Origin of the sequence: Streptomyces sp. NBC_01198 (assembly GCF_036010485.1) — a bacterium.
In the GTDB taxonomy this organism is placed as follows: domain Bacteria; phylum Actinomycetota; class Actinomycetes; order Streptomycetales; family Streptomycetaceae; genus Actinacidiphila.
Genome location: NZ_CP108568.1, coordinates 6,464,472 through 6,484,341, shown reverse-complemented (window position 1 = coordinate 6,484,341; position 19,870 = coordinate 6,464,472). Strand labels below are relative to the sequence as shown.

Annotated in this window: 21 protein-coding genes; 9 read left to right on the top strand and 12 right to left on the bottom strand. The window is 72.9% G+C overall.

The window, feature by feature from the left end:
- Positions 1-129: 129 nt before the first annotated feature.
- From OG702_RS28815 to OG702_RS28795, 5 genes are all read right to left on the bottom strand, one after another.
- The gene (locus OG702_RS28815) at positions 130-777 is read right to left on the bottom strand and encodes a bifunctional 4-hydroxy-2-oxoglutarate aldolase/2-dehydro-3-deoxy-phosphogluconate aldolase (RefSeq protein WP_327291861.1); all 648 of its coding nucleotides are present in this window, start codon (positions 775-777) and stop codon (positions 130-132) included.
- A gap of 105 nt (positions 778-882) precedes the next feature.
- Positions 883-1,740 (bottom strand): hypothetical protein, encoded by an 858-nt coding sequence (locus OG702_RS28810; protein WP_327291860.1) that lies wholly within the window; start codon positions 1,738-1,740, stop codon positions 883-885.
- Entirely contained in the window at positions 1,734-2,879 is a 1,146-nt protein-coding gene (dgoD, locus tag OG702_RS28805) for a galactonate dehydratase (protein ID WP_327291859.1), read from the bottom strand. The genes OG702_RS28810 and dgoD overlap by 7 nt, the downstream gene beginning before the upstream one ends.
- On the bottom strand, positions 2,876-3,610 hold the full coding sequence (locus OG702_RS28800; protein WP_327291858.1) for a FadR/GntR family transcriptional regulator: 735 nt from the start codon (positions 3,608-3,610) through the stop codon (positions 2,876-2,878). Before OG702_RS28800 ends, dgoD begins: the two co-directional genes overlap by 4 nt.
- A 52-nt stretch (positions 3,611-3,662) precedes the next feature.
- Entirely contained in the window at positions 3,663-4,424 is a 762-nt protein-coding gene (locus OG702_RS28795) for an SDR family NAD(P)-dependent oxidoreductase (protein WP_327291857.1), read from the bottom strand.
- Positions 4,425-5,393: 969 nt separating this feature from the next.
- Here OG702_RS28795 and OG702_RS28790 point away from each other — a divergent pair.
- From OG702_RS28790 to OG702_RS28780, 3 genes are all read left to right on the top strand, one after another.
- Positions 5,394-5,936 (top strand): type 1 glutamine amidotransferase domain-containing protein, encoded by a 543-nt coding sequence (locus OG702_RS28790; RefSeq protein WP_327291856.1) that lies wholly within the window; start codon positions 5,394-5,396, stop codon positions 5,934-5,936.
- 326 nt (positions 5,937-6,262) lie between these two features.
- Complete coding sequence (locus tag OG702_RS28785; protein ID WP_327291855.1) at positions 6,263-6,472, top strand: hypothetical protein; 210 nt, start codon at positions 6,263-6,265, stop codon at positions 6,470-6,472.
- Between the two features lie 478 nt (positions 6,473-6,950).
- Positions 6,951-7,394, top strand: coding sequence for a nuclear transport factor 2 family protein (locus tag OG702_RS28780; protein ID WP_327291854.1), 444 nt, complete (start codon positions 6,951-6,953; stop codon positions 7,392-7,394).
- Positions 7,395-7,572: 178 nt separating this feature from the next.
- On the opposite strand, the gene OG702_RS28775 is transcribed toward OG702_RS28780, so the two are convergent.
- The 4 genes from OG702_RS28775 to OG702_RS28760 all read right to left on the bottom strand — a co-directional run bounded on the left by OG702_RS28775 (position 7,573) and on the right by OG702_RS28760 (position 11,964).
- Positions 7,573-7,923, bottom strand: a complete 351-nt coding sequence (locus OG702_RS28775; RefSeq protein WP_327291853.1) for a MerR family transcriptional regulator — start codon at positions 7,921-7,923, stop codon at positions 7,573-7,575.
- Between the two features lie 23 nt (positions 7,924-7,946).
- On the bottom strand, positions 7,947-8,900 hold the full coding sequence (locus OG702_RS28770; protein ID WP_327291852.1) for an aldo/keto reductase: 954 nt from the start codon (positions 8,898-8,900) through the stop codon (positions 7,947-7,949).
- A gap of 172 nt (positions 8,901-9,072) precedes the next feature.
- A complete protein-coding gene (locus OG702_RS28765; protein WP_327291851.1) occupies positions 9,073-10,041 on the bottom strand; it encodes a pirin family protein in 969 nt (322 codons plus the stop codon).
- 54 nt (positions 10,042-10,095) lie between these two features.
- A complete protein-coding gene (locus OG702_RS28760) occupies positions 10,096-11,964 on the bottom strand; it encodes an acyclic terpene utilization AtuA family protein (protein WP_327291850.1) in 1,869 nt (622 codons plus the stop codon).
- Positions 11,965-12,100: 136 nt separating this feature from the next.
- Between OG702_RS28760 and OG702_RS28755 the strand changes: the two genes are divergently transcribed.
- The 3 genes from OG702_RS28755 to OG702_RS28745 all read left to right on the top strand — a co-directional run bounded on the left by OG702_RS28755 (position 12,101) and on the right by OG702_RS28745 (position 13,469).
- The gene (locus OG702_RS28755) at positions 12,101-12,640 is read left to right on the top strand and encodes an NUDIX hydrolase (protein ID WP_327291849.1); all 540 of its coding nucleotides are present in this window, start codon (positions 12,101-12,103) and stop codon (positions 12,638-12,640) included.
- 92 nt (positions 12,641-12,732) lie between these two features.
- On the top strand, positions 12,733-13,146 hold the full coding sequence (locus OG702_RS28750) for a YidH family protein (protein WP_327291848.1): 414 nt from the start codon (positions 12,733-12,735) through the stop codon (positions 13,144-13,146).
- Positions 13,143-13,469 (top strand): DUF202 domain-containing protein, encoded by a 327-nt coding sequence (locus OG702_RS28745; RefSeq protein ID WP_327291847.1) that lies wholly within the window; start codon positions 13,143-13,145, stop codon positions 13,467-13,469. The genes OG702_RS28750 and OG702_RS28745 overlap by 4 nt, the downstream gene beginning before the upstream one ends.
- A gap of 76 nt (positions 13,470-13,545) precedes the next feature.
- On the opposite strand, the gene OG702_RS28740 is transcribed toward OG702_RS28745, so the two are convergent.
- On the bottom strand, positions 13,546-14,433 hold the full coding sequence (locus OG702_RS28740; protein ID WP_327291846.1) for a hypothetical protein: 888 nt from the start codon (positions 14,431-14,433) through the stop codon (positions 13,546-13,548).
- A gap of 44 nt (positions 14,434-14,477) precedes the next feature.
- Positions 14,478-15,206 (bottom strand): FadR/GntR family transcriptional regulator, encoded by a 729-nt coding sequence (locus OG702_RS28735; RefSeq protein WP_327291845.1) that lies wholly within the window; start codon positions 15,204-15,206, stop codon positions 14,478-14,480.
- 142 nt (positions 15,207-15,348) lie between these two features.
- Here OG702_RS28735 and OG702_RS28730 point away from each other — a divergent pair, with 142 nt between their 5' ends.
- Entirely contained in the window at positions 15,349-15,861 is a 513-nt protein-coding gene (locus OG702_RS28730) for a gluconokinase (protein ID WP_327291844.1), read from the top strand.
- Positions 15,862-15,903: 42 nt separating this feature from the next.
- Positions 15,904-17,301, top strand: coding sequence for a GntT/GntP/DsdX family permease (locus tag OG702_RS28725; RefSeq protein ID WP_327291843.1), 1,398 nt, complete (start codon positions 15,904-15,906; stop codon positions 17,299-17,301).
- A 72-nt stretch (positions 17,302-17,373) separates the two neighbouring features.
- On the opposite strand, the gene OG702_RS28720 is transcribed toward OG702_RS28725, so the two are convergent.
- Entirely contained in the window at positions 17,374-18,690 is a 1,317-nt protein-coding gene (locus tag OG702_RS28720) for a glucarate dehydratase family protein (RefSeq protein WP_327291842.1), read from the bottom strand.
- A gap of 121 nt (positions 18,691-18,811) precedes the next feature.
- Between OG702_RS28720 and OG702_RS28715 the strand changes: the two genes are divergently transcribed.
- Entirely contained in the window at positions 18,812-19,870 is a 1,059-nt protein-coding gene (locus tag OG702_RS28715) for a phosphotransferase family protein (protein ID WP_327291841.1), read from the top strand.

Here is a 19,870-nt window from a genome sequence, read left to right as displayed (position 1 = left end):
GTCCGCGGGGGGCGGCCGCGCCGCGAACCGGGCCGGTTCGCACGGCGAGCCCTACGGCGCTCACCGCGGCGCTCATTCCTGCGCTCCGCACGCTGCTCGCCGCCGCGGGCCGCGTCGCGGGCCGGGGCTTCACCGGTCCTCCTGTCCCTGGCCGAAGTCCCGCACCGCCCGCAGGAACTCCCGGGCCCTGATCCGTAGCGCGTCCACGCTGCCGCCGTCGGCCGCGTCCCCGAGGAGCGGGGAGCCGACGCCGACGGCGGTGGCACCGGCGGCGAGGTAGGCCCGGGCGGCGGGGGCGTCCACACCGCCGACCGGGACAAAGGGGAGGTCGGGGAAGGGACCGCGCAGGGCGCGGAGGTAGCCGGGGCCGCCGGCCTGCTCCGCGGGGAAGATCTTCAGCGCTTCGGCGCCCATCCCTCGGGCGGTCACGATGTCAGTGGGCGTTATCACCCCTGCGAGTACGGGCATGCCCAACTCACGGGCGGCGGTGACCCCTTCGCCGAGTGCGGGGGTGACCACGAAGTCGGCTCCGGCGGCCTGGACGGCGCGGGCGTCGTCGGCGGTGAGCACGGTGCCGGCGCCGAGCGGAGCGGCGGGCCCGAGGGAGGCGCGGGTCCGGGCGATGACGTCGAGCGCCCCCGCGCCGCTGAGCGAGACCTCGACCAGGGCGACGCCTTCCTCTGTCAGGGCCATCACCGCCCGGTGGGCGGCGTCGGGGTCGGCGCCGCGGACGACCGCGACGAGCCGGTGGGTACGCAGCGCGGTCAGTAGGTCCACGTGCGGGCTCCTTTCCACTGCTGAGCCGGGCGGTCGGCCCGGCTCGGGACGGGACGGGACGGGACGGGACCTGCTCCCCACGCCGGTAAGCGTGCTGATTACGCGTCACGGGCGCGCGGTGATCGTCAGCCGCCAGCGGACCTCCCCCGTCGCGGGCACCCGCGCCGCGTCCCGCTCCCCCGCTGCGGCCAGGTCGAAGACCCGGCCGAGCATCGGCTCGACGCCGATCGAGCGGTACGGGGCGCTTTCCGGGAAGCCGCGGAGATTGCGCCACACGGCGACGGAGACGGGCTGACCCGGCGCTTCGAGGGCGAACTCCAGCGTGTTCCGGCCGTCGTGGACGGTTGCCCGCGCGGTGTCGACGATCGCTCCCAGCGCAGTGCCGTCGTCCGGGCCGAGCAGGTCGAAGCGGATGTCCGGTGACACGGGAGCCGGGGGCACGGCGGGCGCGTCGGGGCCGCCCGCGGCGGTGGCGGCGTCCCCGACCCCCGCCCGCGGCCAGGCGAACGCCTCCCAGTCGGAGCCGCCGTCGCGGTAGAGCCGACCGGGCGCGCCCTCGATGACGGCGATCCGCCCTTGTTCGGAGACGTCGAGCAGGGCGTGGCCTGCCCACAGGAAGCGGTAGCCGGGTTCGGCCGTCAGGCGGTAGTCGGCAACGACACCGCCGTCCGCGACGCCGAGGGTACGGGTGAGGTGGAAGTCGGGGCACCGCACCGACGCGGTATCGCCGTCCTGCGTCCACGGCCGGGACCAGGCGTCGCCGTGGTCCGGGCCGCCGCGCACCGTGGGGACGCACTCCTCCAGGCCGCCCGCGTCGGCGAAGGCGTCACCCGGCCGTACCCACCGGCGGCGCGGCTCGTCTCGGTGACAGAGCCACTCCCTCCCCCCTGACGACAGCGACGTCCAACGCCCGCCGTGCCCGGGGTCGGTGGTCACCCGCACGACCGGTGCTCCGGTCACCATTCGGCGAAGGACCCGTCGGCGTGGCGCCATACGGGGTTGCGCCATGCGTGCCCGGCGCGGTCGGCGGCACGGACCGCGCTCTCGTCGACGGTGACGCCCAGGCCGGGCAGGGTGGTGCGCCGGGCGTGGCCCTCGGTGAAACGGAAGGGCTCGGTGTCGAGAAGGTAGGACAGCAGGTCGGCGTCCTTGTTGTAGTGGATGCCAAGGCTCTGCTCCTGGATGAGGAAGTTCGGTGTGCAGAAGGCGACTTGGAGGCTGGCAGCGAGGGAGATGGGGCCGAGCGGGCAGTGCGGCGCCAGCTGCGCGCCGAAGGTCTCAGCGAGGGCGGCGATCCGGGTCACCTCGGTGATGCCGCCGGCGTGCGAGAGGTCGGGCTGGGCGATGGCCATGCCGGCGCTGAGCACGGGGAGGAACTCGGCCCGGCTGTAGAGCCGTTCGCCGGTGGCGAGCGGGACGGGTGTGGACGCGACCAGGGACGCGGTGAGGTGGCCGTGTTCCGGCAGCAGCGGCTCCTCGACGAACAGCGGGTGGAGCGGGCCGATTTCGTGCAGGACCCGCCGGGCGCCGGCCGGGGTGAAGCGGCCGTGGAAGTCGACGGCGACATCGCGGTGCGGGCCGAGCGCCTCGCGGGCGGCGGCCACCCGCTCCACGACGGCGGCGGTGCCCGCCGGGGTGGTGAGGGGGTCGGTGCGGCCCGCGGCGTTCATCTTGACCGCGCTGAAGCCGGCGTCGATCTGGGCGTTGATCTCATCGGTGAGCCGGGCCGGTTCGTCGCCCCCGACCCAGGCGTAGACGCGAACCGTATCGCGTACCGCCCCGCCGAGAAGCGCGTGCACGGGGGCGCCGTAGGCCTTACCCGCGATGTCCCACAGCGCTTGGTCGAGTCCGGCGACGGCGCTGGAGAGCACCGGGCCACCGCGGTAGAAGCCTCCCTTGGTGAGCACCTGCCAGTGGTCCTGGATGCGCAACGGGTCCTGGCCGATCAGCTGTTCTGCCAGGACGTCGACGGCGGCGCGCACCACTTCGGCGCGGCCCTCCACCACAGGCTCGCCCCAGCCGACCAGTCCCTCGTCGGTCTCGACCCGGCAGAACAGCCAGCGGGGCGCCACGAGGAAGGTCTCGACCCGAGAGATCTTCACCGGTCGTCCTCCACCCCGGAGCCGGTGCCGTGCACGAGGTCCAGATCGCGTACCGCCTGGTCGAGCAGGGCTCTCATGGCGGCCTCCGCTGCGTCCGGGTCCCGGTCGCGCACCGCTTCGAGGACGGCACGGTGGCTGGGCACCGGGTCCTCGCCGTGCGGTGAACTGTGGACGATCTCGTCGCGGTGGGCGAGTCCCGATTCGATGACCATCTCCATGCGTTCGAGCAGTTCGTTGTGGGTGGCGGCGAGCAGGGCGCGGTGGAAGGCCAGGTCGGCCTCGACGGCGTGGGCAGGACCGCCGTCCTGGCGGGCCATCGCGGTGAGTGCTTCGTCGAGGGCGGTCAGGTCGTCGTCGGTGCGGCGTACGGCGGCGAGCCGGACGGCGGCGGGTTCGACGATGCCGCGGACTTCGCCGAGGTTGCGCAGCAGCGACAGGTCGGAGCCGGCCCCGGTACCGCCGGCGAACTGCCAGCGCAGCACGTCCGCGTCGAGCAGGTTCCAGTCGGCCCGGGCGCGTACGAAGGTGCCGCGCCTCTGCCGCGCGTCGACCATGCCCTTGGCCGCGAGGACCTTCAGGGATTCGCGAAGGGCGGTCAGGCTGAGGTCCAACTCGCCCTGCAACGCCACGAGATCGAGTGTCGACCCCTCGGGGATCTCACCGCTGAGCACCCGGCGCGCGAGGGTCTCCACGGTCTGGCCGTGCACTCCGCGGCGCGCGTACGGGGTCATGTTGTAGTGCCTCTCTCCAGCTCGGGTGGCATGTCGGACGGGCGGGTCGTGGTCAGGCGGAGCCCTTGACGACGCTCCAGCCGCCGTCCACCAGCAAGCTCGATCCGGTGATGTAGGACGCTTCGGGCGAGGCCAGGAAGGCGATCGCGGCAGCCGCCTCCTCGGGGCTGCCGAAGCGGCCGGCGGCCGTCTCGGTGACGCTCTTGTCCCGGTCCTCCTGGGAAACGCGGTCCCAGGCGGCGGTGAGGATAGGGCCCGGGAGCACGGCGTTGACGCGTACCTCGGGGCCGTACTCCACGGCCAGCTGACCGGACAGCGAGAGCAGGGCGCCCTTGGCGGCGGCATAGGCGGGGTGGCCGGGAATGCCCTTGTGGGCGTGCACGGAGGAGATCAGCACGATGGCGCCGTGGCGCTCGCGCAGGTCGGCAAGCAGCGCTCTGACCCCGAGGAAGCCGCCCGTGAGGTTGACCGCCAGCTGCCGTTCCCAGGAGGCCAGGCTCGTCTCGTGGGCGGGGGCGACGTCGACGGTGAAGGCGTTGCTGACCAGGACGTCCACCGGTCCGAAGGTGTGCGCGGCGGCGACGAGCCGGTCCCAGTCCCCCGGCGAGGAGACGTCCGCCGTCACGAACTCCGCGGCCCCGCCGCGCTCACGGATGCCGGCGGCGACTTCCCGCCCCGCGTCCGCGGCGATGTCCGCGAGGACCACGCTTGCGCCCTCGCCCGCGAGGCGGCGGGCGGTGGCGGCGCCGATGCCGGCGGCCGCGCCGGTGACGACGGCCACCTGTCCGGCGAATCGGGCTGCGGTGACGTTCATAGGACGGGTCGGCTCCTCTGCGTTCGGGCTGGTCGGCGACTCCGGTGACGGCTGCGGGCGGGATCGGGGGCTGCCGTGCCCGGTGGGTTCGTTGACGGACCAGGATGACCAGCTCGGCATCCTGGTCGGCGGTCCTCGCCGGCAGCAGTCCGTAGTAACGGCAGGTGCGCGCCGCTGTACTCGGCGCCGCTCGCGGTGTCCCGGTAGCGGGCATCCCGGTCCAGGCCGCGCGGTCGCAGCCGCACGGCGCGGCCGGACTTGGCCACCGCGTCGCTGAACTCCTCGAAGGCGGGCCCGGGTCCGAGCTTCTCGGCTGTCCCGCACAGATCGTCGACCTTGATCACCAACGCGGGGATGCCTGACGGGAAGCGCTCGGGGTTGGCGGTCAGCCGCCCCTGGGCGTCACGGGGGCCGGAGCGCCCGGCGCGTAGGAGGTGTTCCAGTGAGGGCCAGGGATGTACGCCACGACGAGAACTGTGCGGGCGGCGCCGGAAGGTGTCAAGGATTATTACTAATAAACTAATAATTGGAGCCGCAGGCCACTCTCGACGTCCCCGATCGGGAGGTACCCGCGACGCTCGGCGACGCGGCCCCACCGTGGGAATGGCGGGGCCCGCGTCGTGGGCGGTCGGGTCAGTGGTGGAGGGGGGCGGGGGCCAGGACGGTGGTCTCCTCCTGGGCGACATGGGTGGCGGCCGTCGCGGACCTGCGAACTGCGAACCGTGCGTCAGCGCCCCGGCGACCCTGATGCGGCACCAGAGTTCGGCTTCGCCGGGGAGCGGGGCGGTCCGCACGAGCGCATCGCGCTGGCCCGCCCTCTCGGCGCGGACGGGCAGGCATCACGGAGGGCTTTTGCCCCGGCACGAGGTATTTGGACCGGGCGCCGCAAGATGCGACCCTGGAATGAGGGGGTTGCACTCGGGGGCTCGGGGACCTGGGTGCCCAGACGATCATGAAGGAGCCCTGACCATGCCACAGACACTCCAGGGCCGGAAGGTAGCGATCCTGGCCACAGACGGCGTCGAGCGGGTGGAACTGGAGGAGCCCCGCGGCGCACTGCTCGGAGCGGGGGCGCAGACCGAACTTCTCTCCCTGCACACCGGCGACATCCAGGCCCGCCAGATGGACCTCGACCCTGCGGGGACGTTCTCGGTCGACAAGCTCGTCGCCGACGCCTCCCCCGACGACTACGACGCGCTGCTCCTGCCCGGCGGCACGATGAATCCCGACCAGTTGCGCATGAGCGAGGACGCGGTCGGCTTCGTCAAGGCGTTCGCCGGGACCGGCAAGCCGGTCGCGACCATCTGCCACGGACCGGAGACGCTGGCCGAAGCCGGTGTCGTCGACGGCCGCCGCCTCACCTCGTTCCCCAGCATCCGCACCGACCTGCGCAACGCCGGCGCCGATGTGGTCGACGAGGAGGTCGTCACCGACGGCTGGCTCACCTCCAGCCGCTCCCCAGCCGACCTGCCCGCGTTCTGCGCGGCCGTGATCGACCGGTTCGCCGAGTAGTGCTCTGACTGGCACCAGGATGCGGTGGTTGCAGAGTTCCGGGACCTTCTCTGCTCCAGGCATGACCTCGCCTTCGACGGCCGGGCCCACCGCAGGGTGCCGCCGCCGCGTCCGGTCGGGTCCTTCGATCGTGCGCTGTTCTGCTCGCCGGCGCTGGGTCGGGCCTGTGCCGCGTATCCGGCGGCGGCGCGGGTTCGTCACTTCCAGGCCGGGGCGATGCTCGAATGCGGGGCCCTGCACGGGTCAGGCCGCCGCCCACAGTTCACGGAAGCGGCCGGGTACCGGAGGTCCTCCCGGAATCGGCTCGCCGCGCGAGCCGCTGGCTGATGGCAGCGGAAGTCCTCGGGACGAACGTCCGGGGATGGGTGGGCGGCCCCGACGTCTACGGCCTGACTGCGGTGATCGCCGTCGAGGGGGCGGTACGCCTCGCCGCCGGGTCCGCTCCAGCAGGCGTCCTGGCCCCGTCCCAGGCGTACGACCCCACTGGCTTCTTGGACACCCTGACCCCCCACGGCGTCACCTGGCTGGTCGCCTGACGCCACCCCTCCAGGCGGCCAGGTGCCGCTGACGCCCGCGGGATCGCGAGGCGAGGCAGGCGGGCCGCCGGCTCAGCCAGACTCCGGCGGCCCGCCACGACGGCCTCTCCCCGACCGGGATGTGCCGGACGTGTCCTGGCCACCGGTGCGGCGTACGCCTACAGGTCCACCAACAGGAAAGGAACGAAGCCCCGCCGCAAACCGCACGACGCTCCCGCCGGCGGGCTTTCACGAGCGGTCGGTCTGCCGCTTGCTCAGAGACGCGACTAGTGCTCCTGATCTGCAACGATGAGATCTGTGGAGGGTCCTGGCCGTTGGTGTCGCAGGAGCACTCCTCAGGTGAAACCGCATGTCGGCGTTCAGTGCCACGGGTGGGGTCGGACGGGTGGGGTGCTGTTCGTCGAGACAGTACGCGGCACGGGCCCGCATCAGGCGATAATGATCGTTAGCTGTCTGTGCCTATTACTTGGGGGGTCTTGTGAGTCTGAGTCCGCGCGAGGTGTTTCTCCGGCTTGTTCATGGTGTCGCCGCCGGGAAATCAAGCGAGTTGCCCAACCTGTATGGCGAGGTCACCGATGTCCGGCATCCGATGGCGACGCCGGAGTCCGAACCGTTGACGAGTCGGCGTGCGCTCCGGGAGCACTTCACGGTGCCTCCGGAAGCCCGGGAGTCCTTGCCGAAGAGGAGTGTCGTCGATGTCGTCGTCCACGAGACCGCCGATCCTGAGGTGATCGTCGCCGAGTTCGCTTACGAGTTCACGTTGCCGGACGACTCCACGGCCAAGGTGCCCTGTGTCTTCGTCATGCGTGTGCGGGACGGTCAGATCATCGAGTCACGCGACTACATCGACCCGATCCGTAGATACACGGCACGAGGGGACCTTGACCACCTCATCGCGTCGTTGCGCAAGGGCGTTTCCTGAACCCCGCACCTTCCGATGTGGGCTGTCCGAGAGTTGACCAGAAACACGGAAAGTGCTCTATCGCTTGGGCTTGGTTGCTCAGCGTGGTCACGCGACCGGGTCAGGGCGTGGTGGGGGCCGGGGTGCTGGGCGGTGTGCAGTGGGACGGGCCTGCTGGGTGCGGGGCGGGCCGGTGCGCTCAGCTGTAGTAGGTGATCTTATCGTCGAGGACCGCCATGGCCCGGGACAGCGCCGCGACGCGTTGCTCCAGGGCGGCTCGGCGCTCGCGGAGGAAGGCGACCCGATCCTGCGCGGAATGGTCGGCGCGCAGGATGGCAACGAAATCACGCAGGTCCGCGATGCCGAGGCCGGCCTCACGAAAGCACGTGACCAGACCGATCCAGAAGACGTCCTCCTCGGTGTACTCCCTGCGTCCGCCGGACGAGCGCTGGATCGGGCCGATCAGGCCTTCGCGCTCGTAGTAGCGCAGCGTGTCGAGGGAGACGCCCGTACGGTCGGCTGCTACTGCCGGAGTGAGGCGGGTGGTCACGGGGGTTCCTTTCCTGACCGCTGCTAGCGTGCTTCGGCGAAGCGCGCCAGGTGCTCGTCGTCCAGCCGCACACGGCGTGCGGCGAGTGCCTCCTCGATCTGCTCCACCCGGCTCGCGCCGACGATGGGGTCGATTCCCTGCCGCATCAGCCATGCGAGGACGACCTGGTTCTTCGTAGCCGACAGCTCGCCGGCCACGTCGTCCAGGACCGCGAGCACCCCGGCGGTGCCAGGATGATCGTAAGTCCGGGGAAGCGGCTTGTCTGTGCGCACGTAGGAGCCCCACATCAGCGAGCTGTATGACCACACGGTCAGCCCCTCCGACTGCGCGAGGTCCAGGTCCTCGTCAGCGAGCAGGCGATGGCCGGCTTCCGTGAGGCGGGTGAGCGGGCGCGGCTGGACGAGGGAGTGGCGCAGTTGCAGGGCCGTCCACGGTTCCACGCCCTGTTCCCGGGCGAGCGACCGGGCGCGCTCGACGCGCCAGGCAGTGTGGTTGGCCGCCCCGACGCGCAGAGCCGTCCCCTTCGCGACCAGCTCGCCGAAGGCACCGACCGTCTCCGCCATCGGCACGGTGCGGTCCTCGGCGTGGGCCCAGAGAAGATCGACGTGATCGACGCCGAGGCGCCTCAGGCTCTCCTCAACGCCGGTTCGCACAGCGCGGGCGGAGAGTCCTTCGGCGCTCTGCGGCCAGGTGTGTGGGACGAGCGGATTCTGCCGGACCTTCGTGGCGATCCGCACCACGTCGCGCGCGCCGGGACGGGCGCGGAGCCACGCGCCGATGACGCGCTCGCTGGCGCCTCCGACGCCGCTCGAATCGGCCCAGAATGAGTAGCAGTTCGCGGTGTCGAGCCAGACACCTCCTCCGGCGACGAAGGAATCGAGAAGCGCGAAAGCTTCGTCCGTGCCGACGCGGGTGCCGAAGTCCATCGTGCCGAGGATGAACGGGGAGTCGCTGATGGTGTTGTCCATGCCCGCCATCCTCGGATCTGGAGCGCGCTCCAGGTCAAGTCCGGTGATGAGACAGATCGGAAGCGGCTCGCACAAGGACTTGGCCGGCCGCCAGGAACGCCGCTCCTGGGGCCGACCCCGGCAGCCGCGGCCCCTGCGGTGAACGTCGGCGACAGCTCGGTCGCGCATCGCAGAGGCCAGGTCAGCGCTCCCGCCCGCGCGGCTTCAGCGGGGTCGGGGGGAGGTCCGGGGCCGGGAGGCGGGGGCCGGCGTAGCCGTGGACCTCGCCGAAGCGGTCGCCGGCGCCCCAGGCGTCGCGGGCCTCCGCGATGTCCTCACCTGACCGGCCGACGAAGTTCCACCACATCACGATGCGTTCGGCGAAGGGCTCGCCGCCCAGGAGCATCAGGGAGCTGTCGACGTCGGCGTGCAGCGGGAGGTCGGGGCGGCCGCAGCCGAGGTAGAGCATCGAGCCCGGGGAGAGGCGGACGCCGTCGGCCTCGGCTTCGCCGGACATCGAGAGCACGGCGTATTCGAAGTCGGGGTCCAGTGGCAGGCGGGCGTGGGTGCCGGCGGCGAGGGTGAGGTCGGCGCCGACGATGGGGGTGTGGGCGGTGCCCGGGGACATCGCGCCGTCCAGGGCGCCGAGGATCACCCGGGCGTGGAGTCCGCCGCCGCCGGTGATCTCGGGGAGCTCCGCGTGGTGTTCGAAGCCGGGTCCGGTGTGGCGGTGGGACTCGGGGAGGGCGACCCACAGCTGGGCGCCGTGCAGGTAGCGGGCGTGGGCGCGGGGCGACTCCTCGGAGTGGGAGATGCCGCGTCCGGAGGTCATCAGGCCGAGCTCGCGCGGGCGCACCGTCTGCTTGCTGCCGAGGCTGTCGCGGTGCAGCACCTCGCCCTCGTGCAGCCAGCTCACCGTCTGCAGGCCGGTGTGCGGGTGCGGCGGGACCTGCATGCCGGGCTCGTCGGCGATGTCGTCGGGGCCGTAGTGGTCGACGAAGCACCAGGCGCCGACCATCCGGCGGCCGAGGTTGGGGAGCAGCCGCCGCACCTGGGTGCTCTCGCCGAGCTGGACGGTCCGGGCGGTGAGCAGTTCGCGGACCGGTGCGGCGGACACGTCCTGGCGGCCGCCGCAGACCGCGGCCGCGGGCTTCACATCGAGATTGCTCATGGTCCGATCATCCCCCGGACGAGGGCCGGGGCGGCGCAGCGGGGCCCCGGGGCGTCATTCCTCGGGCGGGGCGGCGTAGGGGCCGCGCGGCAGGTCGACCAGGTGTTCCGGGATGTCGGCGAGGCAGCCGCGCAGCCGTTCGCCGAGTGCCTTGGCCTGCGGGTCGGCGCTGGTGGACGCCGCGACGCCGTCGCCGAGCAGGCCGTGGACGAGGAAGTTGACGGCCCGCAGGTTGGGCAGCTCGTAGCGGCTGACGGGCAGCGCGGCGGTCTCCGGCAGCAGGGCGCGCAGCCGCCGGACGTCGAGGTAGTCGCGCAGCCACAGGTAGGTGAGGTCGTTGCGGGCCCACAGCCCGACGTTGGCGTCCCCGCCCTTGTCGCCGGAGCGGGCGCCGAGCAGGGTGCCGAGCGGCAGCCGTACGGTCCTGGCGAGCCGCGGATCGTACGGTTCCGGCCGGCCGGTGCGCGGCGGCGAGCTGTCGGGGACGGCACCGTGCGGCGGCTGCGGCTCGGGCGGGACGGCGTCGTCCGCGGGCAGGTCGGGCAAGGCGGGTGAGGGGGACGCGGCCGGGTCGGCGGCCGGCGGGCGCGGGACCGGCAGCCGGGTGCCGTCGGCGAGCACGGTGACCTCGGTGACCTCGGCCGCGGGGATCAGCGCGGGCCAGTAGACGCCGTATTCGGTGGCCCGGGGGGTGGCGTGCTCCAGGTAGAGGCCGGGGTAGCCGGCCAGCGCGGAGCCGGCGACGGCGGTGAAGAAGCCGCGGCCCGCCACGTCCGGGTCGGGGTCCTTGACGGTGAGGGTGAGGCGGTCGCAGGCCCCGCCGTGCTCGCGCCGCAGGTCGTAGGTGGCGAAGGCGGCGGGGCCGCCGGTGGCGTCGCGCAGGGTGGCCTCGGCGAAGTCGGCCTTGGCGTCGAGGTCCAGGCCGGTCAGGACGAAGGTGGCCGCGTTGCGGTAGCCGCCGCGGTGGTTGAGGCACACCTTGAGGGTGTCGGGTGCGGGCTCGCCGATGACCCGGTCGACCGCGACCCGGTCGGGCCCCTGCTGGGCGAGCCGTACGGTGTCGAAGCGGGCGACCACGTCGGCGTTGAGGTAACGCGGACGGCCGATCTCGTAGAGCAGCTGGGCGGTGACCGTGCCGACGCTGACCGCGCCGCCGGTGCCGGGGTGCTTGGTGATGACGCTGGAGCCGTCGGCGGCGACCTCGGCGATCGGGAAGCCGGGGTGGACGGGGTCGGGGATCTCGGTGAAGAAGGAGTAGTTGCCGCCGGTGGCCTGGGTGCCGCATTCGATGATGTGTCCCGCGGTGACCGCACCGGCCAGCGCGTCCCAGTCGTCGGGCGCCCAGCCGTGGGCCCAGGCGGCCGGGCCGACCACCAGCGAGGCGTCGGTGACCCGGCCGCAGATGACGACGTCGGCGCCGGAGCGCAGCGCCTGCGTGATGCCCCAGCCGCCCAGGTAGGCGTTGGCGGTGAGCGCCTGCACTCCGGAGCCGGCCAGCGGGCGGCCGCTGGCCAGGTGGGCGAAGTCGTGGCCGCGTGCCTGGAGTTCGGGCAGCCGGCCGAGCAGGTCGTCGCCCTCGACGTGGGCGACGTCGGGGTGCAGGCCGCCGAGCGCGGCCAGTTCGCGCAGCTTGCGGGCCAGCCCTGCCGGGTTGAGGCCGCCGGCGTTGACCACGACCTTGATGCCGCGTTCGAGGCAGGTGCCCAGTACCTCGCGCATCTGCGCCAGGAAGGACAGGGCGTAACCGGCCTCCGGGTCGCGCGTCCGGGCCTTCCAGAGCAGCAGCATGGTCAGTTCGGCGAGGTAGTCGCCGGTCAGGACGTCGATCGGACCGCCCTCGACCATCTCCAGCGCGGCCGAGAGCCGGTCGCCGTAGTAGCCGGAGCAGTTCGCGATCCGCAGGGGTTCCCGCCGTACGGTCAACCGACTCTCCCGTCGCTCCGGTCCCAGGTCACCGACTCGGACGATCATCCTTGCCGCGGCTCGCGGTACGCAAGACCGCGCGGGCCTGCGGGCGCCCAGGGGCGCAGGGGCGCAGGGGCGGTGGTTGAATCGGCGTATGAGCGAAGGCGACGCGGCGGGCGGGCTGTCCGCCGACGAGATCATCGACGTGGTCGACGAGCAGGACCGCGTCGTCGGGCAGGTGCGGCGGGCGGAGGCGTACGCGCGCGGGCTGCGGCACCGGGCGGCGTTCGTGCTGGTACGGGACGGGGCGGGCCGGATCTTCGTCCACCGGCGCACCGCCCACAAGCTGGTCTTCCCCTCCCTCTACGACCTCTTCGTCGGCGGTGTGCTCGGCGCCGGCGAGTCCTACGACGAGGCCGCGCTGCGCGAGGCCGAGGAGGAGCTGGGGGTCAGCGGGCTGCCGCAGCCCGAGCCGCTGTTCCGCTTCCTCTACGCCGAGGGTCCGCACACCTGGTGGTCGGCCGTCTACCAGGTGCGCTGCGACCTGCCGGTCTCCCCGCAGGAGTCGGAGGTCGCCTGGCACGGCTTCCTCACCGAGGAGGAGCTGGCGGAACGACTCGGGCAGTGGCAGTGGGTGCCGGACGGCCTGGAGGCCTACCGCCGGCTGCTCGCCCGGTCCGGCCCGGCGGCGTAGCGCACCGCGGCGGCCGCGGCACTCCGCCGCCGCTGGGGGGCCGCACGAAGCCCGCGCAGGTGGGAGCGTACGGCACCGCATAGTGTGGACGGGTGAGCGTATTCGATCAGCTGGGCGCGGGCCGGGACGCGGTGCGGCTGTGGTTCACGCCGGGCCGGGTCCAGGACGAGGGGGAGACGCCGGACTACCGGTTCTCGCTCGCCAACGAGCGCACCTTCCTGGCCTGGATCCGTACCGCGCTCGCCCTGATCGGCGGCGGCTTCGCCGTGGACCAGTTCCTCACCGACCACCTGACGCACTGGGCGCGGGTGGCGCTGGCGCTCGCGCTGCTGGCCGGCGGTGTGGCCTGCACGCTGCGGGCGGTCAACCACTGGGTGCGGTGCGAGCGGGCGATACGGCGCGGCGCGAACCTGCCGGTGTCCCGCTTCCCGGCGGTGCTCGCGGTGCTGGTCGCGGCGATCGCGCTGGCGATAGTGGCGGTGGTGCTCGTGGGCTGGGCCGGGTGACGGCCGTCCGGCAGCCGGTCGAGAGCGACCGGGACCCGGGGCTGCAGCCGGAGCGCACCCGGCTGGCATGGCGGCGTACGACCCTGTCGTGCGCGGTGACCGCGGTGCTCGCCGGGCGCCAGGCGCTGCACGACGGGGGCGCGCCCGCGGTGCTCGCGGTCTGCCTGGCCGTGCTGGTCTTCCTGGCCTTCCTGTGGCTCGCGCACCGCCGGATGGTGCAGTTGGGGGCGCCCCAGCCGGTGCTGATGCCGTCCGGATCGGCGCTCGCGGTGGTCGCGTGCATGGTGGCGCTCGCGGTCTTCGGGGCCGTGGTGGTGTGGTGAGCCGGCACCGCGGTGCCGCGCTGCCGGGCGGGATGTGCCCGGCACCGCCTGCAACGGGGGCCGTTCCGGCGGGAAGTCAGCGGCCGCGCAGGGCGCCCGCCAGGGCGCGTACCTCCCGGTCGGCGAAGCCGGGCTCGGCGGCGACGGCGCGCACCAGCCCGTCGCGTACGGTACGGGTCCGGCCGGCGGCGACCAGGGCCAGGGACTCGGCCAGCGCTTCGGGCAGCTGGGCGTGGCGCCACGGCTCGGCCGCGTCGTCGTCGAACCAGCGGGCGGCGGGGAATGAGCCGTGCAGCTTCGGCTGGTCGTCGCCGTACCAGCGCCACACCCGGGCCGGCACCGACACGTTGACGACGTGTCCGGCCGGCAGCGTACGCACCCAGGCGGCCGACTCCGGCGACTGCTGCCAGCGCCAGTGGCCCGGGCCGGTCCTGCCGCGCACCGTCACGCCGACGTAGCGGAGCTTGCGGCGGATCACCGGCCACGGCTCGCGACTCTCGGCGATCCAGGCGGCGAGTTCGCCGTGCACGGTGTCGAAGGTGGTGCCCTCGTGGACCACGTCCACCAGCGCCAGCGGCCGCTTGCGGCGGGCCAGCGCGTACGGCTCCAGGCCCGCGGCGGCCAGGTGCGCGCGGAAGCGCCTGCGCTGCCGCTGGTCGTAGCCGCGGCCCCGGGTGTCGGTGGACAGCGGCAGCCGGATCAGCCGGCCCGGCCAGCGGGCGTCCTCCAGCGCTCCGGTGAGCAGGTCGTACATGCTGTCCAGGGAGCGGCCGACGAAGCAGAGGTCGGCGGCGCGGGAGCGGGCGAGCACCTTGCCGGTGCACGCGGTCAGTTCCGGCAGGTGCCAGAGCCGGGCCGGTCCCGTGCCGTCGGTGAGGGCGCCGAGCCGGGCCTCGGTGGTGCCTCCGTAGCGGGAGAGCGACCAGCGGAAGGGTTGGGGCGGGGTGGGCGGGCGGGCGGTCATGCCCATCAGTGCAGCACCGCGGGCGGCCGGCGGTAAAAGGGATTTCAGGGCGCCAGGATGTCCAGCTCGCGCAGCGCGCCCACGCAGACCTCCCGCATCAGCTCCTCTGCCGCGCGCGCGTCCCTGGCGCGTACCGCCTCGGCGACCCTGACGTGGAGGGTGACGGCGGCCGGGTCGGGGGCGGTGAACATCACATGGTGCTCGGTGCGGCCGGTGAGCACCTCGGCGACCACGTCGCCGAGCCGGGCGAACATCTCGTTGCCCGACGCTTCGAGCACCACGCGGTGGAAGGCGATGTCGTGGACGAGATATGCGTCCAGGTCGGCGGCGCGCCCCGCGGCGGCCATCTCGGCGGCCAGGACGGTGAGTTCGCGGCACTGCCCGGGCGTGGCCGCGGCCGCGGCCAGCCCGGCCGCGACCGGTTCCACCGCGGTCCGCAGCATCGTCAGCGACCGCAGCTGGCGGGAGCGGTCGGCGCCGGCCAGCCGCCAGCGGATGACGGCCGGGTCGAAGACGTTCCACTCCTCGGTGCGGCGCACGGTGATGCCGACCCGGCGCCGGGTCTCCACCAGTTGCATCGCCTCCAGCACCCTGACCGCCTCGCGGACCACCGTGCGGGAGACGCCGTAGCGGGCCTCCAGTTCGTCGATGCGTAGCACCGTGCCGGGGGGGTAGTCGCCGGAGGCGATGGCCGGGCCGAGCTCGGCCAGGACCCGGGAGTGCAGGCCGCCCCCCTGGTCCTGCACGTCCCGCCGGGATTCCTGCTGTGGCATGACGACAGCCTAAGCGCCGACGCAGTCGTATGACGTTTGCATCACGACATCTTGAATAAGTAGTACCTTAAGTGTTCAGCTGGCGGCACACGCGCCGCAGGACGCGGTGTGCGGCACAGGCGGAGGACGTGGAGGCAGCCCCATGACAGCTGGACCCGCAGGGCGATCGGTGGTCGTGGTCATGGGGGTGTCGGGCTCCGGCAAGTCGACGGTCGGCGCGCTGCTGGCCGAACGGCTCGGGGTGCCCTACGCCGAGGCCGACGGCTTCCACCCGGCGGCCAACATCGCCAAGATGTCGGCGGGCCACCCGCTGGACGACACCGACCGGGCGCCCTGGCTGGACGCCATAGCCGCGTGGATCGAAGAGCGCGGCGACCGGGGCGGCGTCGTCAGCTGCTCCGCCCTGCGCCGCCGTTATCGCGACCGCTTGCGGGCCGACGCGCCCGGCGTCTTCTTCGTCCACCTGGACGGTCCCGCCGAGCTGATCGCCGCCCGACTCGCCGCCAGGACGGAGCACTTCATGCCCTCGGGGCTGCTCGACTCCCAGCTCGACGCGCTCGAACCGCTGGCGCCCGACGAGGCCGGCGCCGTCGTCCCGATCGACGGCGGCCCGCAGCAGATCACCGAGCGCGCGCTGGCCGCACTCCCCCGCTGACGCCCCCTGTCCCCTGTCCCCGTCCACCTCCTTGGAGCACCCGTGTCCGCACTCAGCGTCGAGCTGCTGGCCGCCGCCACGCCACCGCCGATAGCCGACGCCGGGAACACCCGGCTCGCCCTGGCCGCGCTCGCCGGCATCGCCGTCATCGTCCTGCTCATCACCCGGTGGAAGGTGCACGCCTTCCTGGCCCTGACCATCGGCTCCGGCGTGCTCGGCGCCGTCGCGGGGGCCCCGCTGGCCAAGACCGTCGCCAGCTACTCGGCCGGCCTGGGCTCGACCGTCGCCAGCGTCGGCACGCTGATCGCGCTGGGCGCGATCCTCGGCAAGCTGCTCGCCGACTCCGGCGGCGCCGACCAGATCGTCGACACCATCCTCGCCAGGACCAGCGAGAAGCGGCTGCCGTGGGCCATGGCGCTGATCGCCGGCCTGGTCGGGCTGCCGTTGTTCTTCGAGATCGGCATCGTCATCCTGATCCCGGTGGTGCTGCTGGTGGCCCGGCGCAGCGGCCAGTCGCTGATCAGGCTCGGCATCCCGGCGCTCGCGGGCCTATCCGTGATGCACGGCCTGGTGCCGCCGCACCCCGGGCCGCTGGCGGCGATCGGCGCGATCCACGCAGACATGGGCATCACCCTGGCGCTCGGCGTGCTGGTGGCGCTGCCCACCCTGGCCATCGCGGGACCGCTCTTCGGCCGGGTCGCGGCGGGCTGGGTGGACGTCGAACCGCCGGAGCGGATGACGCCGGCCCGCGCCTCTGACGACCTGGAGCGGCGGCCGAGCTTCGCCGCCACCGTGTGCACGATGCTGCTGCCGGTGGTGCTGATGCTGGCGAAGGCGCTGGCCGACGTGATCATCGACGACCAGGGCAGCCTGGCCTACCGGATCTTCGACGTCATCGGCACCCCGCTGATCGCGCTGCTGGCCGCGGTCGTCGTGGCGATGTTCACCCTCGGCCGGGCGGCGGGCTTCACCAAGGACCGCGTCTCCGCCACCGTGGACGCCTCGCTCGGGCCGATCGCCGGCATCCTGCTGATCGTCGGCGCCGGCGGCGGCTTCAAGCAGACGCTGATCGACTGCGGTGTCGGGCAGATGATCCTCGACTGGTCGAAGGACTGGCACATCTCGGCGCTGCTGCTCGCCTGGCTGATCGCGGTGCTGATCAGGGTCGCGACCGGTTCCGCGACGGTGGCGATCATCTCGGCGGCGGGCCTGGCCGCGCCGCTGGCCGAGGGCATGTCGTCCACCCACACCGCGCTGCTGGTGCTTGCGGTCGGCGCCGGCTCCCTGTTCTTCTCGCACGTCAACGACGCCGGCTTCTGGCTGGTGAAGGAGTATTTCGGGATGGACGTCCCGCAGACGCTCAAGACGTGGTCGGTGATGGAGACCGTCATCTCCGTGGTGGCGCTCGGCTTCGTGATGCTGCTGTCGCTGGTGATCTGACCCGCCGGCACCCGAAGCAACCGGTGGGGGGCGGCGGGCCGGCGCGGCCCGCCGCCCCCCACCGCTCCCCCGTCACCAGCGCGGTACGGCCGGTGTACGCCAGCCGGGGTCGGCCTTGCGCATCGCGGCGGCGTCGTCGCGGTCGCGCATCGTGCCGTCGTCGTCCAGCCAGCGCTGGTGCAGGGCCTTCAGCGCGTCGCGGTCCAGCTCCACTCCCAGCCCGGGCAGGTCGCTCACCGTCAGGGCACCGCCGGTGAAGACGTGGCGCTCGGTGATCACGTCCTCGGTCTGCCAGGGGTAGTGCGAGTCGCAGGCGTAGTCCAGGTTGGGCACGGTGGCCGCGACGTGGGTCATCGCGGCCAGGCTGATGCCCAGGTGGGTGTTGGAGTGCATGGACAGGCCGACGCCGAAGGTCCGGCAGATCGCCGCGAGCTGCTGGGTGTTGCGCAGGCCGCCCCAGTAGTGGTGGTCGGAGAGCACCACCTGGACGGCGTCGCGGGCGAAGGCCTCCTTGATCTCCTGGAAGGTCGTCACGCACATGTTGGTGGCCAGCGGGACGCCGGTGCCGTCCGAGACCTCGGCCATCCGGCCGGTGCCGCTGGCCGGGTCCTCCAGATACTCCAGGACTCCGCCCAGTTCACCGGCCACCCGCAGCGAGGTCTCCACCGACCAGGCGCCGTTGGGGTCGAGCCGCAGCGGCCTGCCGGGGAAGGCCTCGGCCAGCGCGCGGACGGCGGCGATCTCCTGCTCGGGCGGGAAGACGCCGCCCTTGAGCTTGAACGAGCCGAAGCCGTAGGTGTCGGCGAACCGCCGGGCCTGCGCCACCACGCCCGCCGGGTCGAGCGCGGCCCCCCAGTCGTCGCGCTCGCCCTGGCCCTGCGGGTGTTCGGCGAGCCGGTAGAAGAGGTAGGCGCTGTAGTCCACGCCGTCGCGGACCTTGCCGCCGAGCAGCGCGTGCACCGGCAGGCCCAGCTTCTTGCCGAGCGCGTCGAGGCAGGCCACCTCGAAGCCGGAGATCACCGACAGCCGCAGCTTGTCGGCGGTCTGCACGCCGCGCAGCCCGCCGACGTCCACGGAGTCCGACACGTCGGCGGGGTCGCCGCAGACCCGTTCTGCCAGGGTGAACAGCCCGTTCAGATCGGTGATCCGGTGCCCGGGCAGTGCGCCCGCCAGCGGGGTCGCGAGGTCCAGATAACGGGTGTCGCCGTACGTCTCACCCACCCCGGACGTACCGTCGGTGGTGACGACCTCGATGATGAGCCTGGGGGTGTAGGGCTGGTGGACGCCCTGGGTGTTGAGCAGCGGCGGGTCGGCGATGAGGATGGGAGTCAGCCGCACCTCGGCGACCGTGAACGCGTCGGACGGACCCGCCGGAGCTGCTGTCTGCATATATGAATCACGTTCACCCATAAGTCCGGAGCCTAGGCGCGGCACCCGGGATGCGTCAACGCGCGCGGCGGCTCCAGCCCGGGAACTAGACGACATACCGACCAGTCGGTACGATTCGCGTATGAGTGAAACCGACAGCCCACGGGGCCTGGACCTCGACAGGCTGCGCCGTCATCTGGACCAGCGGCGCCCCGGCCTGGTGGCCGGCGAGCTGCAGGCCACGCTGGTCCAGGGCGGGCGCTCCAACCTCACCTACCGGGTCAGCGACGGCAGTTCCACCTGGGTGGTGCGCCGCCCGCCGCTCGGGCACGTGCTGGCCACCGCCCACGACATGGGCCGCGAGCACCGGGTGATCAGCGCGCTGGCCCCCACCCCCGTCCCGGTGCCCGGCACCGTGCTGCTCTGCGAGGACCCCGAGGTCATCGGCGCCCCCTTCTACGTGATGGACTTCGTCGAGGGCACCCCCTACCGCGGCGAGGACCAGCTGACCGCGCTCGGACCGGTACGCACCAGGGCGGTCGCGCTGACCCTCGTCGACACCCTGGTGGACCTGCACGCCGTGGACCCGGCCGACGTCGGGCTCGCCGACTTCGGGCGGCCGGACGGCTTCCTCGACCGGCAGCTGCGCCGCTGGGGCAAGCAGCTCGACGCCTCCCGCAGCCGCGACCTGCCCGGCATCGACGAGCTGCACGCCGCCCTGGGCCTGGCCCTGCCGGCCTCCCCCGCACCCGCCGTCGTGCACGGCGACTACCGGCTCGACAACGTGCTCTTCGACGACGCCGACCGGCTCACCGCCGTGCTGGACTGGGAGATGTCCACCCTCGGCGACCCGCTCACCGACATCGGCCTGCTGGTCATGTACGGCGAGCAGCACGACATCCCCGGCTTCCCGGTGCCCACCGCCGGCGGCGCCCCCGGCCACCCCCGCGCCGACGAGCTCGTCGAGCGCTACGCCCGGCGGTCCGGCCGCGACGTCTCCGCCATCGACTGGTACACCGCCTTCGCGTACTTCAAGATCTCCGTGATCCTCGAAGGCATCCACTACCGCTGGACCCTCGGCCAGACCCTCGGCGCCGGATTCGACCGGATCGGCACCGTCGTCCCGCTCTTCATCGAACGCGGACTGCGCAAACTCCAGGACCACGCCCGGGACCGGGCAGCATCGCAGCAGGAGGACTGA

Excerpts from the sequence above, each read along its gene's own strand:
- OG702_RS28770 (WP_327291852.1), bottom strand. The coding sequence starts at position 8,900 with ATGGCGGGCATGGACAACACCATCAGCGACTCCCCGTTCATCCTCGGC.
- OG702_RS28800 (WP_327291858.1), bottom strand. The coding sequence starts at position 3,610 with ATGACCCCGTACGCGCGCCGCGGAGTGCACGGCCAGACCGTGGAGACC.
- OG702_RS28785 (WP_327291855.1), top strand. The coding sequence starts at position 6,263 with ATGGCAGCGGAAGTCCTCGGGACGAACGTCCGGGGATGGGTGGGCGGC.
- OG702_RS28740 (WP_327291846.1), bottom strand. The coding sequence starts at position 14,433 with ATGACCGCCCGCCCGCCCACCCCGCCCCAACCCTTCCGCTGGTCGCTC.
- OG702_RS28715 (WP_327291841.1), top strand. The coding sequence starts at position 18,812 with ATGAGTGAAACCGACAGCCCACGGGGCCTGGACCTCGACAGGCTGCGC.
- OG702_RS28730 (WP_327291844.1), top strand. The coding sequence starts at position 15,349 with ATGACAGCTGGACCCGCAGGGCGATCGGTGGTCGTGGTCATGGGGGTG.
- OG702_RS28765 (WP_327291851.1), bottom strand. The coding sequence starts at position 10,041 with ATGAGCAATCTCGATGTGAAGCCCGCGGCCGCGGTCTGCGGCGGCCGC.
- OG702_RS28720 (WP_327291842.1), bottom strand. The coding sequence starts at position 18,690 with ATGCAGACAGCAGCTCCGGCGGGTCCGTCCGACGCGTTCACGGTCGCC.
- OG702_RS28755 (WP_327291849.1), top strand. The coding sequence starts at position 12,101 with ATGAGCGAAGGCGACGCGGCGGGCGGGCTGTCCGCCGACGAGATCATC.
- OG702_RS28810 (WP_327291860.1), bottom strand. The coding sequence starts at position 1,740 with ATGGTGACCGGAGCACCGGTCGTGCGGGTGACCACCGACCCCGGGCAC.
- OG702_RS28790 (WP_327291856.1), top strand. The coding sequence starts at position 5,394 with ATGCCACAGACACTCCAGGGCCGGAAGGTAGCGATCCTGGCCACAGAC.
- OG702_RS28795 (WP_327291857.1), bottom strand. The coding sequence starts at position 4,424 with ATGAACGTCACCGCAGCCCGATTCGCCGGACAGGTGGCCGTCGTCACC.
- OG702_RS28735 (WP_327291845.1), bottom strand. The coding sequence starts at position 15,206 with ATGCCACAGCAGGAATCCCGGCGGGACGTGCAGGACCAGGGGGGCGGC.